Origin of the sequence: Acetobacter sp. DmW_136 (assembly GCF_008690365.1) — a bacterium.
GTDB classification, from domain to species: Bacteria; Pseudomonadota; Alphaproteobacteria; order Acetobacterales; family Acetobacteraceae; genus Acetobacter; species Acetobacter oryzifermentans.
The window spans coordinates 70,380-86,112 of the sequence record NZ_VHON01000030.1; the positions used below are offsets into that span (position 1 = coordinate 70,380).

The window sequence follows — 15,733 nt, forward strand, 5'->3', positions numbered from 1 at the left end:
ACGCAAGAAGGATAAAAGGCGGCCCACGGTTACAGATGGGCGCATAGCTCAGCGGTAGAGCACTATCTTGACATGGTAGGGGTCACAGGTTCAATCCCTGTTGCGCCCACCATCTGTTACCCGGCAGTTTTCTGCGGATTTTGAGCATAACTCTCCCTGAAAAATCATATTCTATAGTGGCATTAATTACCATTATTCGGTGTCTATGCTCGTGCCAGATCCGTACCACTCAGAAGTAAAGTGAATTGCTCCGGGTTTTGTGGAGACAGCAAGACCCAGAGCCATTCACCCACATTCAAGATGAGCCACCTCAAATTTTCCGACCAGCTTTACCCTTGAAATCCCTCCCATAGCCCGCCCTGCTTTACGATGGCGGCAATAACAGCACGCAACAGCGAGTTATCGTTCAGCAACTGTTTGCCCATTTTTTCATGAGCTTCCATCAGCTCAATGGTCGCGTTCAGCCCTTCTTCCTGAAGGTCCGGTGAGTTGGCGAACTGATCTTTTGTGTTCGCCTTTGCCTGCTCCCGCAATTTTTCTGATTCTGCCAACTTGGTTTCCAGCCCAGTGACAAACGCCACCTTGTCACCATCTGTCAGATCGCCCTGGAACAGATCATTGATCGCGTCAATGATGCGGGAAAGCTGCACCTTCACTTTGTCCTGCGGTTGTCCCGAACCGGCTTCCTTTATCGGTTCCAGCCCATCACCGGTTTCGTTCTTCAGTCCAAGCTTCTGCTTGCCAAGGTCTTTCATACGGTGATGCGTCAAACGCAAAGTCGTCGTATCAATGGTTTCACGCTCACGGTCGAACTTCAGCAGAGGCCACAGCATTTTTGCGAACAGGTAAAGCTTTTCATAATCCGGATTGCCATAGTTCAGCATCTGACTGAAAAACTCGTACATCCGCACGTAAGATGCCAGATCACTCCGGAACTGGGCCAGTCCGTCAATCCGCTCCTTCGCTTCCTTCCATTCCTGTGAACCTTCCGGTTCGTCCTGAATGATTTTCCGCGCCTCGCGATAGCGGCCCAGCACACGAGAACTGACCGGCACAATGGCCGCATCAAGCTGCTGCTGTAACGCTTTGGGGTTTGCGAGGATATGAGCCACCCGATCCACTTCAGGCTGATCATACAGCCCGGTATCATCCAGCTTGTGGCGCAGGTTCACCACGCAGTTCGGGTCACTGAGGTCCGCCAGTTCGGCCTTCGTGTAATATTGCTGGAACGCCTTGAGGATGTCTTCGGGATCGTTCTCGAAGTCGACAACGAAGGTCATGTCCTTGCCCGGATAGCAGCGATTCAGGCGTGAAAGCGTCTGCACGGCCTGAATCCCGCCGAGCTTACGATCCACATACATGCCGCATAGCAATGGCTGATCGAAACCCGTCTGGAACTTGTTCGCCACAATTAGAATGCGCCATGGATCTTCGGCAAAGACTTCCCTCAGGTCGCGCCCTTTGAGTGCCGGGTTGATATTGCTTTCCGTAAAGGGCTCCGGACCACTTTCTGGGTCATCCACTTCGCCCGAGAATGCTGCGAGAAGCCCGAAGGGATAATGCTTTTCCTTCACATAACGATCCATAGCCAGTTTCCAGCGCACGGCCTCCTTGCGGCTGGCCGTCACGACCATGGCGCGGGCCTTGCCGCCAAGGAGAGGCTGCACATTTTGGCGGAAGTGCTCCACCACAATCTGCACGCGCGCGGCGATGTTGGTGGGATGCAGGCGTACCCACTTCATCAGCGCTTTCTTTGCCTCCGAAGCCTCGACTTCTGTGTCATCCAGAATCTGCCCGTTCTGGCTCAGGCGAAATGCCTGTTTCCAGGACACGTAATTCTGCAACACATTGAGGATAAAGCCTTCTTCGATAGCCTGCCGCATGGAATAGACATGGAACGCCTCAGGCTTATTGTTTTTGCTCTTGGGCTGATCCGGATGCGGCAAGCGCCCGAACAGTTCCAGCGTTTTGGCCTTTGGCGTAGCCGTGAACGCAATGAAGGAAATGCCAGCGTCTGCTGCCGTCCTCTGCGCCATTTCCGCCGCCAGCAGGTCTTCCGTGCTGATCTCCCCACCGTCCGCAAGCTCCGCCAGTTCACCGGCGGAAAGAGCAGCCTTGAGTTTACTGGCCGAAGTGCCGGTCTGGGAGGAATGAGCCTCATCAGCAATCACGACGAAATGCTTGCCCTCGGCTGCCGCAAGCTTACGGATTTCTTCCAGAGCGAATGGAAAGGTCTGAATCGTGCAGATGATGATTTTCTTGCCGGTATGCAGGGCCGCCGCAAGTTCTTGGCTCTTGCTGCCCCCGTTGCCAGAGATCGACGCCACCACCCCACGCGTGCGCTCGAAGCTCTCAATGGTTTCCGAAAGCTGCCGATCCAGCACAGTACGGTCTGACACCACGATGACCGTATCGAATAGCTTGTGATTGTGAGCGTCATGCAGGTCGGACAGAAAATGTGCCGTCCATGCGATGGAGTTTGTCTTGCCTGACCCGGCAGAGTGCTGGATTAGGTAACGCTGCCCCGGCCCTTCCTCCAGAATAGTGGAAACCAGCAGCCGTGTGGCGGCAAGCTGATGATAGCGCGGAAAGATCCAACCCGCGATCTTCCCCTTTTTCTTCACCGGAATGACGTAGCGGCCCAGAATATCCAGCCATGAGCCCGGCTGCCAGACCTCCTGCCACAGATACGCCGTAGTGCCGGGATTGCCCGCACCGCCAGCGTTCCCTTGGTTGAACGGCAGGAAGCGGCTGTGCGCGCCATCCAGATGCGTGCACATCATCACATCGCTGTTGCTGACAGCAAAATGCACGACCGCGCCACCAGGTACCGAAAGCAGCGGCTCCGCAGGCTTTCCCGGCGGTTTTGGCAGGCGGTCGGTGCAATACTGCTCCACCGCATCCTGAACTGACTGAGTGTAGTTTGATTTCAGTTCGGCGGTCGCAACCGGAACGCCATTCAGAAACAGTACCAGATCCAGCTCATTGCCGTTACTGGACGAATAACGCACCTGTCGTACAACGCGCAGGCGATTGGCGTCATAACGATGCTGCAAATGCGGGTTCATCGTTAGAGCCGGACGGAACTGACAGATTTTCAGTGTTTTTGTCAGTCCGATAATGTCCAGCCCGTCCCGCAGAACAACCAGCGCGCCCCGTGTGTTCAGCGCATCCCGCACCCGCTGGCACAGCACAGCCCCCGCTGAGCCGCCGTGCGTTTTTTCCAGCCTCTCCCACGCATCGGGCTCGCATTCGCGCACCCATGCCAGCAGGTCTTCAGGGAACAACGCCAGCCCCACGTCATATCGGGCCGCCGAGCCTTCCTCGTAAAGCCAGCCAGAGCGCCCAAGGTAATCGCAGATTTCGGATTCTAGATGGTGTTCCTTGTGAAGATCGGTCATTCAGCTGCATCCTCTGTGGGAAGAGCATCAAGCTGACGATTTTCCCATTCTTTATAAGTGATCCCAGAGTGGACCTGATGCCACTTGTCAGGGCCATTCGCGGGACGTCCATAGATGATTGCGGCAGCCGCACTTGGGCTGGAAAAAGCATAATCTTTCACAAATACAGCGGACTGACCCTCAGATCTTATAACACCGCCTCTCTCCAGTTCATCACGTAGTGGGTGATAGCTCGTTCCTTCCTTCCCTTGCCAACACGGGTAGAGACGAGAACCGGTTAGAACGATAAATTCGCCATCCTGTAAGACAGCATGCGCCTCTATTTCATATTTCGGATATTTGAGAATGAACTCTGGTTCTAAATCTAAGCTTTGTTCATTTACCGCGACTGCTTGTCTGGTGGCAACTGAAGTCGTTGAGCCCGCCGGACGGCTACGCTGAATGAACATATCCACCCGGATAGCAGGCAAAACCACCATCAGACTGGCAAGAAACGCTTCCATCTTGGCGATATCCGCTTCTGTCAGACCCGGCAGCTTTGGGGAGTTGCCGTTGTGTAGCGGTGTATGTCCGATCTCCCGCGCCATAGCGATAAGCCGCGCTTCCAGATATTTCACATGCGCCTTGTTCAGCCGGTTCGCGCTGGCGGAAACCAGAACAGCCGTCTCCCACCAGTCCTTGTCACTCGCCGCCGCGTGCTGCTTCAGCCTGACGCCGAGATCCTCGGCTTCCCCGATATAGGCGAAATCCTGCCCTTCTTTCTCACCCAGCAGCAGATAAACCCCGGCGTAACCCGCTTCCTCCCGTTTGAGCGCCTCCGTCAGGCGCGTGCGAGGCGTGACGAAGACATGCCCCGTCCAGTTGAAGAGTTCGGCAGTAATCATCCCGTCCGGATGACCGTCGATATAAAAAAGCTCCAGAGAGCGGCCTTTGGTGTCGATCATGCTGCGAGGGCCTTGCTCTGGGCGCGAACGTCGATTTTACCGGTTACGGCAGCGGAGATGAGGGCAGCGCGGCGTTCCTTACAAAGAACAAGCATTGTTTTTTGTTCCTCAACCAAGGCGTCAATCTTCCCACACTCACGGTCCAGAAAACTGGCTATTGCCTGCTGTTCGGGGAGTGGGGGAAAACAGACATGGAACGACGCCAGACTTTCAGAAGATAATTCGAGAAAAGTCGTTCCCTTTCCAAGAATCTGTAGTTCAGGAACTGCTGAGTAAAGAAGATAAAGAAAGAAACTGGATAATACGCCTTTAGCAGGAATAAGCGAGCGACAGCCTTGATTGGTACACAAAGGCACTCCAGAAAGTCCAAGACTTCCTATCGGCGCACGGGTTGAAATAATGATACTATCTTCAGGAACAATACTGACAGCACAGCTTTCCGCACCTTTTGCAGAAATATATCTTTTTGAGTGCGTAATAGTCTCTGGCCGTTCTGAATTTAAATCCGCTGGTGTGATCCAAGTAATTTCACCATCCCAGAAATCATTTTTATCAGATTTTGGAGTTGCTCCGTTTTTTAGAGAGAACAATCGTTTAAGTGGCTGGACACCCCAACCAACCGGAATCTCCCCAATCCACTCAACTCCACTGTCCTTATAAGCAAGATATTTCGGGAAACTCATACCGAAAGCTCCCCAAGCATCGTCATGATTTTCGCGGTTACCTCTTTCAAATCCGCATCAATCTCCGCAAGCGGGCGCGGTGGCTCGAACACATAGAAATATCGGTTGAACGGAATTTCGTAGCCGATCTTTGTCTTGTCCTCATCAATCCACGCATCTGGGGCATGGGGCAGCACTTCGCGTTTGAAATAGGCGTGAATGTCCTCGTTCAGCGGCACGTTTTCCGTATCGCGCAAGCTGGTATCGGGCATTTTCTTGCCCTTCATCTTACCACGCTGGCCGAGGACGATATTGCCATCTTCATCGCGTTGCGGGCGCTCCACGGTGATGGTCTGATAACCGAAATCCTTGTTATTGAAGATGCGGCTCAACGGCGCGAGCCGAACCTTGCCGCCTTCGGGCGGTTCCGGTGGCGTATCGCCCTGCGTTACGACTGCGCGTGTTTGCGTGCCGTTCGCGGCAGTGATGGTGGCAAGCTGCGCCTCCTGCGCGTCGCGGAACAGGCGCGTGACGAGGGTGATGTCGTCCTCCCCCATTTCCTTGCGTTTAGAGCCGAGGCTTTTGCGCATTTTCTGCCAGAAGGAGGAGGCGTCTATCAGTTGCACCTTGCCCTTACGGTTCTTGGGCTTGCGGTTGGTCAGCACCCAGACATAGGTGGCGATGCCAGTGTTGAAGAACATATCGGTCGGCAGCGCGATGATGGCTTCAACCAGATCTTCTTCCAGCACAAAACGGCGGATTTCGGACTCGCCGGAACCGGCAGCGCCAGTGAACAGGGGCGAACCATTCAGGACAATGCCGAAGCGTGAGCCGCCGTCCTTCGCCGGACGCATCTTGTGGACAAGGTGGAGCAGGAACAGCATGGAGCCGTCCGAGATACGCGGCAGACCGGGGCCGAAGCGCCCGTTATAACCCAGCTTTTCATGCTCGGCCCGAACGGCCTTCTCGACCTTTTTCCACTCCACGCCAAAGGGCGGATTGGAGAGCATGTAATCGAATTTGTAGTCTGCCAGCTCATCATCGGACAGTGTGTTGCCGAGGCGGATGTTGCTGACGTCCTGATTACGGATCAGCATGTCAGCTTTACAGATGGCATAAGATTCGGGGTTCAGCTCCTGCCCGAACATGGTCAGGCGCGCATCCGGATTGTGGTCGAGCAGGAACTCTTCCGCGACAGAGAGCATGCCGCCGGTGCCAGCGGTGGGGTCATAGATGGTGCGGACGGCGGCGTTGCCGGGGGTCAGCAGGCCATCATCCTCGGCAAAGATGAGGTTCACCATCAATTTGATGACTTCGCGCGGGGTGAAGTGCTCACCAGCGGTCTCGTTGGAGGCTTCTGAAAATTTGCGGATCAGTTCCTCGAACACCTGCCCCATCTGGTGGTTATCAACGGCCTTATCGCTGAGGTCGAAGCTGATGAATTTTTCGAGCACCAGATAGAGGAGATTGGCTTTGGCCAGCCGATCTGTCTGTTCGGTAAAGCGGAAGTGGTCGAAGATGTCACGGGCGGCGGGAGAGAAAGCGTTGATATAAGCCGAAAGGTTCTGGGTCAGGTTATCCGGATCGCCCAGCACGCTTTTCAGCGTGAAGTCAGACGTATTTACGAACCGCAGACCTGCGGCTTTCTCCATGAAAGACATTGGGTCGATCCCTTTGCTCTCCCACTTCTCCTTTTCCTTCAGCACCTTGTCACGGGTTGGAGCCAGAACGGCATCAAGGCGGCGCAGAACGGTAAAGGGCAGGATGACCCGACCGTATTCGGCTGGTTTGAAATCGCCTCGCAGGAGATCGGCGACCTGCCAAATCATGGAGGACAGGGAAGCAGTGCGGGGTGTCGTGCTCATGAAAAAATCTAGTCCGATGTCGAAGATATATGAATCACTGATTTTGAAAATGCTGCCGAAGCCACGCCGCGAACGCGTCTTCCTCTATTGCGCCAGCCGCAAGAGCCACCACGGCCTCGACGGCATCCGGGGCGCTAACCTGCACACGGGTTCCATTCAACCGAAGGAAAAGAATGCAGCAGCTCCAGGCTGTCCGCTTGTTGGCGTCATTGAAGGGATGATTACGCGCAATGTCATAAGCATAGGCAGCCGCCAGAGTTGCGGTGTTCGGTCGAGGCGCCTCAGCATAGTGCCATCGGTTTTCGGCGCGAGCTAACGCGCTGTGCAGCAGGTTCTCGTTTTTGAGACCATGTGTCCCACCATATTCCTTCAGAGCCTGATCGTGCATGAACAGCACCGCATCAGGTTCCAGAAACTCAGGCAGATCCGGCATCAACGCTTGGCCAGTTCCTGAAGAACGTCAGCCTGCTCACGTAGCGTCTCGCGCGCCATCTGCATCTGGCGTTCAAGCTTGAGATTGCGCTTCACGAGCTTGATTCCGTCGGCCATTTCTACCAGCGTGAGTTCCTGCCCGACTTCCAGGCCAAGACGGATACGTGTTTCTGCTGGAAGAGTAACACCGACAGAATTACCCTGTTTGCGAACGACGACAGTTTCCATGGACTTAGCTCCGTATTACGTGTCGTAATACGTAACAGGGCCACATTAAAGATGACAAGCTCAAATATCCCTTTAGCAGTGCTGCTCATACAGAATTGCGGGTCAGGTGGTTCCCCAGCTTTTGATGATTTCCCCCCCACTCGCCGGGTGAAAGCTGGCTTGGACCGTGAGGTTCTGGGTATCGACGCCCCGAAAGCAGTCGTTTCTCCTCTATAGATATATCTCTGGACGCCTTCTGCGCCATCCTGTCACTTAGGACCCGCACACCACGGAAAATGGCGCGGCCCATATGTTTTCCAGCTGCGCGAACCTGATCAGTGGCCTTGATAAGCAGCCTGTAGGTATTGCTGGTTCTTACCCATCGCCCCTCAACACGCTTGCGCCGGTGGGTTCGCTCAATCAGTCCGAGTTCATAGCCCCGTTCAAGCGCCCGAATGACTGTCCGCACGGAATACCGGCAAGCCCGAGCGATTGCATCGTGGCTCGGATAGAGCCCATCCGCTCCCAGGAAGGTGGCGAGCGTCATGAGCACGGATTTTTCGGATGGCTTCAGCTTGTGATCAAAGTAAAGCCCCAGAACCTGCTTGCGGAAAGCCGCCTTAACGGAAGCATGGCGGCTCATCGCTCCACACTCCCGGTCGAAACAAGAATGCAATGAAAAAAACTTGTCTGAAGGGGCAGGAGATCCGTGACAACAGAGTTAGTTTCTAGTACGCTGCTCGCACGCATTGCACGATTTTTCCTTGATCGTGCGTGCCGTTTTTGAACGTGTTTGACTCTGTAAGTCTCTGATTTTGTTGGGGTCAGCCGGTTTTGACATGGTAGGGGTCACAGGTTCAATCCCTGTTGCGCCTACCATCTGTTACCCGGCAGTTTCTGCGGATTTTGAGCATAATTCTCCCTGAAAACAAACTCTTATAGCTTCCCATAAATCCCTATATTTTCTTACCAATTTTTACGCGTTTCTGTGGAAAATCTGTGGAGCTTTTTAAGGGCAATTTCCTATGGCTGGCCCGATTCTCCACCATTCCTCAATCTGCTCTTTATAGGCCTCTGGCATTAACTTAGCGTAGATCATTACGGTTTTGATGTCGCTCCAATCGCCTTCGGTTTGGAGCTTAATGATATCTCTATGTACACAGTAGTGCCACGAAGCCCAAGTGTGACGTAGAGCATGTGGAGTGTAATCGGGCACAAACCACTCTTTCGGCTTCTTTTCTCCTTTAGGAATCCATTCCCTGATGCGCCCCGGCAGCCCTGCACGGCGGCAAGCCCCAGACCATCCACTTTTAATTTGCCCACCATATTGCCGACCGGAATCATGGTAACGCTCACCAACATCAGGCCCTTTGCGGGTAATCTTTACTGGCCGGAATACATGACCATCTCGCCATTCAATGGTTTTTAGCCATTTTATAACCACTGGTGGTAAATCCACATGGCGTTGGCGTCCTTAGCTTTTGCCAGACAACAGCCCGTTTCCCCCAAAGATCAACATCCCTCCATTCCAGATCCAGTGCTTCGGACATACGGCATCCGGTTCCTAGGAGGAAAACAAAGAGTGGCTGAAGATGGGGGGCTGCATTTTCCACTAAACATGTTGCTTCTTCTGGCCTTAAAAACTTCTTGGGTTTCACCTTTATAGAAATGGGGGTAAATGCCGGTCGATCACACCAGCCTTGTATTGCTCCAAACTCCAAAACAGCTTGTAATGGCGTACGCACTGCACGCTTTTTAGTAGATGGACTAGCGCTCTCGCCATCTTGCAGAATTGCTTTGTAAGCATTCTTTAATGATTGCTGATTAATGTCTGTGAGTTTGCAAGTTTCAAAATGCTTTAGTAGGCGCAGAAGATAACGATTGGTCGTAGGCGATCTGGGTTTATCATCAATATAAGCCGTTACAGCCTCTGCGAAGGTTATGACCGCGCGTTTTCCATAAATCGTTTCATTCCAGAGTTCTGCCTCGCGCTTGCGCCTGATTTCCTCTGCGAGTTTTCTGTCAGACGTTCCAGTGCTTTCGAATATGCTTTTGCCGGAGACAGTGCCATGGATATATAGGTTTTTCGATTTTGGTGTTTTGACGAGCTTGAGGGACATTCTATACTCGCAATGGGTCTTTCATAATCCTGAGCCGAAAAAAGATACTTGGCCCCTATTTTCTATGCGTGGGGCCGCCATTAGTATTCTGTCTTTTAGGCGAGATAGAACGTCTTTGATGGTCATAAGATCCGGCAGCGCTTCATCCATTCCCGTCTCTTGTCGGCGGAGCAACAAAAGATGGCGTATGCAGCATCTGTCATGCCTAATGATTTAGAGATTATGCCATGGTTTGATATGATATAATTACAATCATTCGACCTCGCACCATAGACAAATATGAATAATATTAGATTATTTATGTGTTAAACTATATGAGATATGTTTTTGCGATACCAGACTAATCCATTCTGAGATTCCTGTGCGCAAGTAATATCGACTACCGATGCGATAATGATTGTGTGTGTTTGTGTCTCTATGGTTTGTGCAATAGTGCAATCAAAGGATACTGTGGCTCCGATAAGTAGAGGTGCGCCGCTATGACGTTTATCCCATTTTGCGAGAGCAAATCGTTCAGTCTGCGTTAGAGTGCGATCGCTAAATCCCGCGCACAGAGCTTCCTGCGAAGGTGCCAGTACATTAACAGAAAGGCATTGATGCACAAGAATATGGTCATGCGCAGTTGTACTTTTATTGACACAAACAAGCAAAGAGGGTGGCTTATCGGAAACACTGCATACAGCGGTCGCTGTAAATCCATAGCAGCCATTTTTGCCATCTGTTGCAATAATACAAATGGCACCAGGAACAAGAGACATACCATTGCGAAAGGTTTGGGAATCTACTGTAGGCAAAAGTGTTGTTTGGGACATAAAATCTACTTCCAATTTTCAGAAATCAATCTGGACAGTGCCAAAATACTGCCGCGGTGCGCCTAAAACGACGGACTGATAATCTCCAGACATGGGAAAGCCATTTTGTCCCATTGTGGAAATGTAATGTTCGTTTGTAATGTTATAAACATTAAAGCTTAAGAAAGCATGTTTGATAACATTTCCTATTTTTCCTTGATTAAACAGAGGCGTCAGGTCGTATCTTGCTCCTATATTTGTCAGCCAATAGGCTGGCACTTTCTCGTCCCCCGTATAGCTGAGGTTTCTGCTACTTATATATTGTGTATCGGCATGTATTTCAGCGTCGTGCCATTTGTAGGAAATCTGGCCTTTGTACATCAGCTTGGGGTAGGCAACCACCTGCTTGCCTTTTAGTCCATAAGTAACATTACCAGCACTTGTAGTTTCTGTAACGTTGTCTGAGTAAGTTGCATGATTGTAGCTAATGCTGCTGGCAAGTTGTAGCCCTTCTATAGGCCGTAACACAAAGCCTGCATCCACGCCGTTCATACTAACACCGCCAACATTTTTGATAACAGTATATGGGTTGTTGGGGTTTCCAGTGGAAATCTGCTGCAAACGGTTAGAAAAATCTGTGTGATATGCGTAAACATTCCCAGTAATTAGATGGGATGTATAGCGATATCCTACAGCATAATTCCAATCAGTTTCTGATGTTAGGCCTGCTTTAGATGCGTCAAAGGCAGCTTGTGTTGTTGCAAACGGTGATGCTCCGCTATTATACCCTGCTACAGGTAAAACCTTAACATTATTGGCAATATCAAAATAAAACTGGTGCCCGGGTAGAAAGCTCCATTGGCCGCTAATATGCGGCAGAAAAGGTTTGCTTGTGGTAATACCATCGCCACCAGCAATAGCATCTGTTCTGGTGTAAGTAGACCAGTTTGCCAACTGTCCCACCCGCGTAGTGTTGAGCACGGACCGGAAACCAAAATGAAATGCCAAATTAGAAAGCGGATGATAAGTATCTTGTAGGTAAGCAACAAAGGTATTGGTATTAAAAACCTGTTCATATTCTCGCTGATAAGGAGATGTTAGGTGCATACCGTCAACCGGACGTGCATTGCCCGAAAGAACGTCTTCTAATAGAGGTTCTTCATATGCTCTTTTATCAGCAATAAATTTGGTGTTTTCATACCAGACACCACCATTGATTTCATTTTTCGCAATTGTGTAAGTTAGAGAAGAAAGTAGGCCAAATCTGTTGGTGCTTGGCATGGTAGCCTGTTCAACAAACGGTGCACCATTAGGGGATGAAATGAGCGGGCTTGTAACCGTTCCAACTTCCCACGAACGGTGACCATAAAAAGTAGAGTTCCAGCGCAATCTGTCTGTCAGCGCAAGATCAGCATTGATACCACCAAAATACTGCCGCTGATTACCAGCACCATCATAAAAAGAAGCCGTATATGGGCTAGAAAGATTTTGATAAGCAGTAGGCACACTACCGCCAGGCATACCATTGGAGGCAAGGGCCAAGCGGTATGCTGTTTCATAACCATTGGGAGTGCCAGCCAGGTTATCAATATGATAGCCGCCATGGCGGAACATATTCATGCTGTAGTCCTGATAGTTCTGCATTTCTTCATCAGCGTAGTTAAAAAAAGCAGTCAGCTTGCTTTGTTCTCCAATAGGATGCAGCAGCTTGGCATTTATTTGCTGCATGAACTGATCCTGCCCGCCACGCCATTTATCTGTGTCATTCCGCATATAAGACACATAAAAACGCGTGCCTTGTTTATTCAGGTCACCACTATCTGCGCGCACAAAAGTATGAAACATGGAGTTGCTGCCAAAAGTTTGGCGCACTGTGCCTCCAGCTTTATGCGATGGATCTCGGGAAACAAATTGCACGGTTCCGCCCAGATTACTGATACTGGCAGCTCCCTCGGACCCTGCGGATGCAGATACGTCCAGCCGACTGATATTTTCGGAAGAAATGGCAGCGGAAGGGCTTAAGCCATTGGAATTGCTCCACAACTGTCCTCCTAATGGCATGCCATCTAATGTCATACCGATCTGGGACTGGTCAAACCCGTGCATCAGAAAGGATTGTCCCCATAGGTTCAAACCTTGAGGATCCGCAGAGTTATACATCACGCCGGGGAGGGTGGTGAGTGCTTTTAAGGCGTTGGTGCCAGGTGCATAATTCGCAATCGTAGAGGATGAAACGGGGGTAACAACCCAGTTGGCTTGCCTTTGCCCTTGTATATTAACGTGCTCTACAGACTGTGCATCAACATCTGTGAGGGCTTTCTTTTTTTGTTGAGATTTAACGGGATTATGGCCCGTTACCAGAGAATGTTCAGCCTCTGGCTTGCTTTGTGCGTGAGCCAGATTTTCTGCCCAAAATACAGAGTATACAGCAAGCGCAGTTGTGGTGGCATAGTGCCAAGCTCGTTTTGATTTCACTTTGGTCTCCAGAACATGGCATTTCACGTTAATTGTTCGTTTTTATGATATCCAAAAAACAATCACTAAGAATCGCTAATTATAATGCATTCTCATATAACAACGAGTCAATGTGATAAAATTATAAAAAACAAAATTATATGCTTGTTTATTTTGTGGAATATATGACAATACGAACTATGAGAGTGATTCGCGGGCGTGGAAAATTTTCCATGTGATTCTGGAAAACCTCTTTTTGTGGAAAGAAAATTGGAAACAGAATGGCAAAAACCATTTTGCGCAGGAGGTTTTAAAGTGTTGAAGCGAAATAAATCTGTTGAGCAAGAGCGGAGCGCTATTTTATGGGAGGAAGTATTTCCTCTGCAATATACGACAGAAATAAGTGGATATGCCCCGCTTCTAGAAGATATTCGGCAGCAGTCTGCTAAAGCCGAAGTTGAACGTGTGCTTCCTATAGAGGCAATTAAGCGGTTAAAGCGGAGCAGTTTTACAGCTTTAAGGGTGCCTACGCAGTATGGTGGGCTTGGGCGTCCGCTTTCTGAATTGTTTTCTGCTGTTATTGATCTGGCAACAGCAGATTCAAATGTAGCGCAGGCCTTGCGGGCACATTTTGGCTTTGTAGAGCATCTGTTGTTTGAACAACCTTCAGCCTATACAGATCAATGGTTTGAGCGCGTGGGAAAAGGCGAAACTGCAGGTGCAGCCGCAGCCGAAAAAGGGTCTGGGCGAGATCGCTTCGCTACTACAGTTTCCCGCAAGGATAAACATTTTGTCATTAATGGAAGCAAATTTTTCACCACAGGCTCTTTATATGCCGATTGGTTGACTGTTACAGCTTCTACAGAGGATGGCGAAACAGTTAAGTGCCTTGCATCCCGCCATGATCCTGGGTTAGAAATTGTTGATGATTGGGATGGGGTCGGCCAGCGGTTGACCGCAAGTGGAACAGCGCATTTTCAAGATGTGCGTGTGCATGATGATATCTTGCGTTATGGCAATACCGAGTTTCCATACTCTCAAGCATTTTTCCAACTTTATCATCTCGCAACAGTAGCAGGCATTACGCAAGCTGCGGCTTTGGATATTGCGGGAGCTGTAAAAAGTAGAAAACGTGCCTTTAGCCACGCTAACCACGAATTACCTGCACAAGACCCTCAAATTCTGGAAATTGTAGGCCAGGTTGCGTCTGCTGCGCATGCTGCCAGATCCATTGTCAGGCACGCAGCAGAAGCACTGCAGGCAGCGGCGGATAAGAAGGGGGAAGATAGAGGGTCAGATATTATCAAGGCAGAACTTGAAGTGTGGCAAGCTCAGGAAATTATCTTCCCGCTTACGTTAAATGCAACGTCTTTGTTGTTTGATGCCTTGGGTGGCACGGCAACGCTGCGTAGCGCTGCATTGGATAGGTATTGGCGTAATATCCGTACAATTGGTTGCCATAATCCACGTGTCTATCGCACCAGAATTGTGGGGGACTACTTGGTAAACGGCAATCTCCCATCTGGTCAGTGGCGTGTAGGGGCTGTCTGAACGTCCATTTTACCATTTCTTATTTGGAAATCGCAGTATGGCTTATACGGCACAAAAAACAGATCCGATCATTCTCAATGCGTTCACCATGGCAACCGTATCACACCTTAATTACGGGCTATGGCGGCATCCACGAGATAGAACATATAGATATACAAGCATTGAGTATTGGGTTGAGCTTGCACAATCTCTAGAAGCTGCTGGGTTTGACTGCTTGTTTATAGCAGATGCTCTGGGGTTGATTGATGTTTATGGCGCAAGTGCTGCGGCTTCTCTTAAGCATGGTATTCAATCACCTTTAATTGATCCACTCTTGCTTGTTTCTGCTATGGCTGCGGCAACAAAAAAACTCGGATTTGGCGTTACGCTTTCCACAACGTATGAACATCCTTATCAGGCCGCGCGTAAGTTCAGCACGTTGGATCATCTTACCAATGGGCGTATTGGTTGGAATGTTGTGACATCGCAGCAAGAAAGTGCTGCGCGCAATCTTGGGCTAGGCCATCAAATGGTCCATGATGAGCGTTATAATCTTGCTGATGAGTTTATGGATGTTGCTTACAAGCTTTGGCAAGGGTCTTGGGAGGATAATGCTGTTATCCGGAATATTGATTTAGAAAAAAGTATTTATACAGATCCCGCCAAGGTGCATTCTATTCAGCATCAAGGCCACTATTTTACAGTGCCAGACGGACATGTTGTACAACCTAGTCCACAGCGTGTGCCTGTAGTGTTACAAGCAGGAACATCTGCCCGCGGTTCAGATTTTGCTGCCAAGCATGCCGAAGTTGTTTTTGTTGTAGGAGCAGGTGCAAGCGGTGTGAAGGAAAATGTGCATCGTATTCGTTCTTTGGCAGTTAAGTATGGAAGAAAACCGGAAAACATAAAATTTATTACAGCTGTTGCTGTTGTGGTGGCAGAAACAGATAAAGCTGCATGGGAAAAATTTGAGGAATATTATGGATATTATGATCCTATAGCCTCAATTATCCATTACTCATCTATGACTGGCATAGATTTTTCTCAAACAGCGCCTGATAATATTCTGCATTATCAAAAAACAGAATCTAGCCAATCTGTTTTGCGTCAATTTGACCCTAAGGTCAGTGGACGCCAATGGACATTGGCACAGGCGGCTAATCCGCAAAATGGTTTTGGACGGGCTCGTACATTTATAGGTTCGGCCATAACTGTGGCGGATGATCTGGAGCGGTGGCTCGACGCGGATTTCTCACACTTGAGGCAATTTCGGGTCATTTTGTAGAATTCAGTCATCCCACAGGAGCCCGATCTGGAATATTGACGA

General features: G+C 50.0%; 13 protein-coding genes, 1 tRNA gene and 1 pseudogene. 3 read left to right on the forward strand and 12 right to left on the reverse strand.

Features of this window, described 5'->3' with window-relative positions; all coding sequences use genetic code 11:
• The first annotated feature begins 37 nt into the window (after positions 1-37).
• Positions 38-112 (forward strand) — tRNA-Val (locus FKW31_RS10700).
• Between the two features lie 217 nt (positions 113-329).
• On the opposite strand, the gene FKW31_RS10705 is transcribed toward FKW31_RS10700, so the two are convergent.
• The 12 genes and pseudogenes from FKW31_RS10705 to FKW31_RS16430 all read right to left on the reverse strand — a co-directional run.
• On the reverse strand, positions 330-3,401 hold the full coding sequence (locus FKW31_RS10705; RefSeq protein WP_150178540.1) for a type I restriction endonuclease subunit R: 3,072 nt from the start codon (positions 3,399-3,401) through the stop codon (positions 330-332).
• Positions 3,398-4,345 carry a GIY-YIG nuclease family protein gene (locus FKW31_RS10710; protein ID WP_150178541.1) on the reverse strand — a complete coding sequence of 316 codons (948 nt, stop codon included), beginning with the start codon at positions 4,343-4,345 and terminating at the stop codon, positions 3,398-3,400. The genes FKW31_RS10705 and FKW31_RS10710 overlap by 4 nt, the downstream gene beginning before the upstream one ends.
• Positions 4,342-5,028 carry a restriction endonuclease subunit S gene (locus FKW31_RS10715; RefSeq protein ID WP_150178542.1) on the reverse strand — a complete coding sequence of 229 codons (687 nt, stop codon included), beginning with the start codon at positions 5,026-5,028 and terminating at the stop codon, positions 4,342-4,344. The genes FKW31_RS10710 and FKW31_RS10715 overlap by 4 nt, the downstream gene beginning before the upstream one ends.
• Positions 5,025-6,836, reverse strand: a complete 1,812-nt coding sequence (locus tag FKW31_RS10720) for a class I SAM-dependent DNA methyltransferase (protein ID WP_150178550.1) — start codon at positions 6,834-6,836, stop codon at positions 5,025-5,027. Before FKW31_RS10720 ends, FKW31_RS10715 begins: the two co-directional genes overlap by 4 nt.
• Before the next feature lie 70 nt (positions 6,837-6,906).
• The gene (locus FKW31_RS10725; RefSeq protein WP_150178543.1) at positions 6,907-7,305 is read right to left on the reverse strand and encodes a type II toxin-antitoxin system death-on-curing family toxin; all 399 of its coding nucleotides are present in this window, start codon (positions 7,303-7,305) and stop codon (positions 6,907-6,909) included.
• Positions 7,305-7,532 carry an AbrB/MazE/SpoVT family DNA-binding domain-containing protein gene (locus FKW31_RS10730; RefSeq protein WP_035382081.1) on the reverse strand — a complete coding sequence of 76 codons (228 nt, stop codon included), beginning with the start codon at positions 7,530-7,532 and terminating at the stop codon, positions 7,305-7,307. Before FKW31_RS10730 ends, FKW31_RS10725 begins: the two co-directional genes overlap by 1 nt.
• A gap of 85 nt (positions 7,533-7,617) precedes the next feature.
• On the reverse strand, positions 7,618-8,154 hold the full coding sequence (locus FKW31_RS10735) for a helix-turn-helix domain-containing protein (RefSeq protein ID WP_150178544.1): 537 nt from the start codon (positions 8,152-8,154) through the stop codon (positions 7,618-7,620).
• Between the two features lie 366 nt (positions 8,155-8,520).
• Entirely contained in the window at positions 8,521-8,970 is a 450-nt protein-coding gene (locus tag FKW31_RS16425) for a tyrosine-type recombinase/integrase (protein ID WP_238332804.1), read from the reverse strand.
• Positions 8,927-9,631: a site-specific integrase gene (locus tag FKW31_RS10745; RefSeq protein WP_150178545.1), complete on the reverse strand. Its 705-nt coding sequence runs from the start codon at positions 9,629-9,631 to the stop codon at positions 8,927-8,929. The genes FKW31_RS16425 and FKW31_RS10745 overlap by 44 nt, the downstream gene beginning before the upstream one ends.
• A 305-nt stretch (positions 9,632-9,936) precedes the next feature.
• Positions 9,937-10,443 carry a flavin reductase family protein gene (locus tag FKW31_RS10750; RefSeq protein WP_150178546.1) on the reverse strand — a complete coding sequence of 169 codons (507 nt, stop codon included), beginning with the start codon at positions 10,441-10,443 and terminating at the stop codon, positions 9,937-9,939.
• An 18-nt stretch (positions 10,444-10,461) separates the two neighbouring features.
• Positions 10,462-12,294: a TonB-dependent receptor gene (locus FKW31_RS10755; protein ID WP_238332806.1), complete on the reverse strand. Its 1,833-nt coding sequence runs from the start codon at positions 12,292-12,294 to the stop codon at positions 10,462-10,464.
• Between the two features lie 96 nt (positions 12,295-12,390).
• Positions 12,391-12,924, reverse strand: a pseudogene (locus tag FKW31_RS16430) (TonB-dependent receptor plug domain-containing protein); the annotation flags it as partial.
• Positions 12,925-13,194: 270 nt separating this feature from the next.
• On the opposite strand from FKW31_RS16430, the gene FKW31_RS10760 reads away from it, so the two are divergent.
• Both FKW31_RS10760 and FKW31_RS10765 read left to right on the forward strand, forming a co-directional pair.
• The gene (locus tag FKW31_RS10760; protein ID WP_166443402.1) at positions 13,195-14,427 is read left to right on the forward strand and encodes an acyl-CoA dehydrogenase family protein; all 1,233 of its coding nucleotides are present in this window, start codon (positions 13,195-13,197) and stop codon (positions 14,425-14,427) included.
• A 37-nt stretch (positions 14,428-14,464) separates the two neighbouring features.
• Entirely contained in the window at positions 14,465-15,691 is a 1,227-nt protein-coding gene (locus FKW31_RS10765) for an NtaA/DmoA family FMN-dependent monooxygenase (RefSeq protein WP_238332805.1), read from the forward strand.
• Positions 15,692-15,733: the final 42 nt, after the last annotated feature.

Coding starts and splice junctions, on each gene's coding strand:
- FKW31_RS10745 (WP_150178545.1), bottom strand. CDS start 9,631: ATGTCCCTCAAGCTCGTCAAAACACCAAAATCGAAAAACCTATATATC.
- FKW31_RS10765 (WP_238332805.1), top strand. CDS start 14,465: ATGGCTTATACGGCACAAAAAACAGATCCGATCATTCTCAATGCGTTC.
- FKW31_RS10705 (WP_150178540.1), bottom strand. CDS start 3,401: ATGACCGATCTTCACAAGGAACACCATCTAGAATCCGAAATCTGCGAT.
- FKW31_RS10750 (WP_150178546.1), bottom strand. CDS start 10,443: ATGTCCCAAACAACACTTTTGCCTACAGTAGATTCCCAAACCTTTCGC.
- FKW31_RS10715 (WP_150178542.1), bottom strand. CDS start 5,028: ATGAGTTTCCCGAAATATCTTGCTTATAAGGACAGTGGAGTTGAGTGG.
- FKW31_RS10730 (WP_035382081.1), bottom strand. CDS start 7,532: ATGGAAACTGTCGTCGTTCGCAAACAGGGTAATTCTGTCGGTGTTACT.
- FKW31_RS10725 (WP_150178543.1), bottom strand. CDS start 7,305: ATGCCGGATCTGCCTGAGTTTCTGGAACCTGATGCGGTGCTGTTCATG.
- FKW31_RS10735 (WP_150178544.1), bottom strand. CDS start 8,154: ATGAGCCGCCATGCTTCCGTTAAGGCGGCTTTCCGCAAGCAGGTTCTG.
- FKW31_RS10710 (WP_150178541.1), bottom strand. CDS start 4,345: ATGATCGACACCAAAGGCCGCTCTCTGGAGCTTTTTTATATCGACGGT.
- FKW31_RS10720 (WP_150178550.1), bottom strand. CDS start 6,836: ATGATTTGGCAGGTCGCCGATCTCCTGCGAGGCGATTTCAAACCAGCC.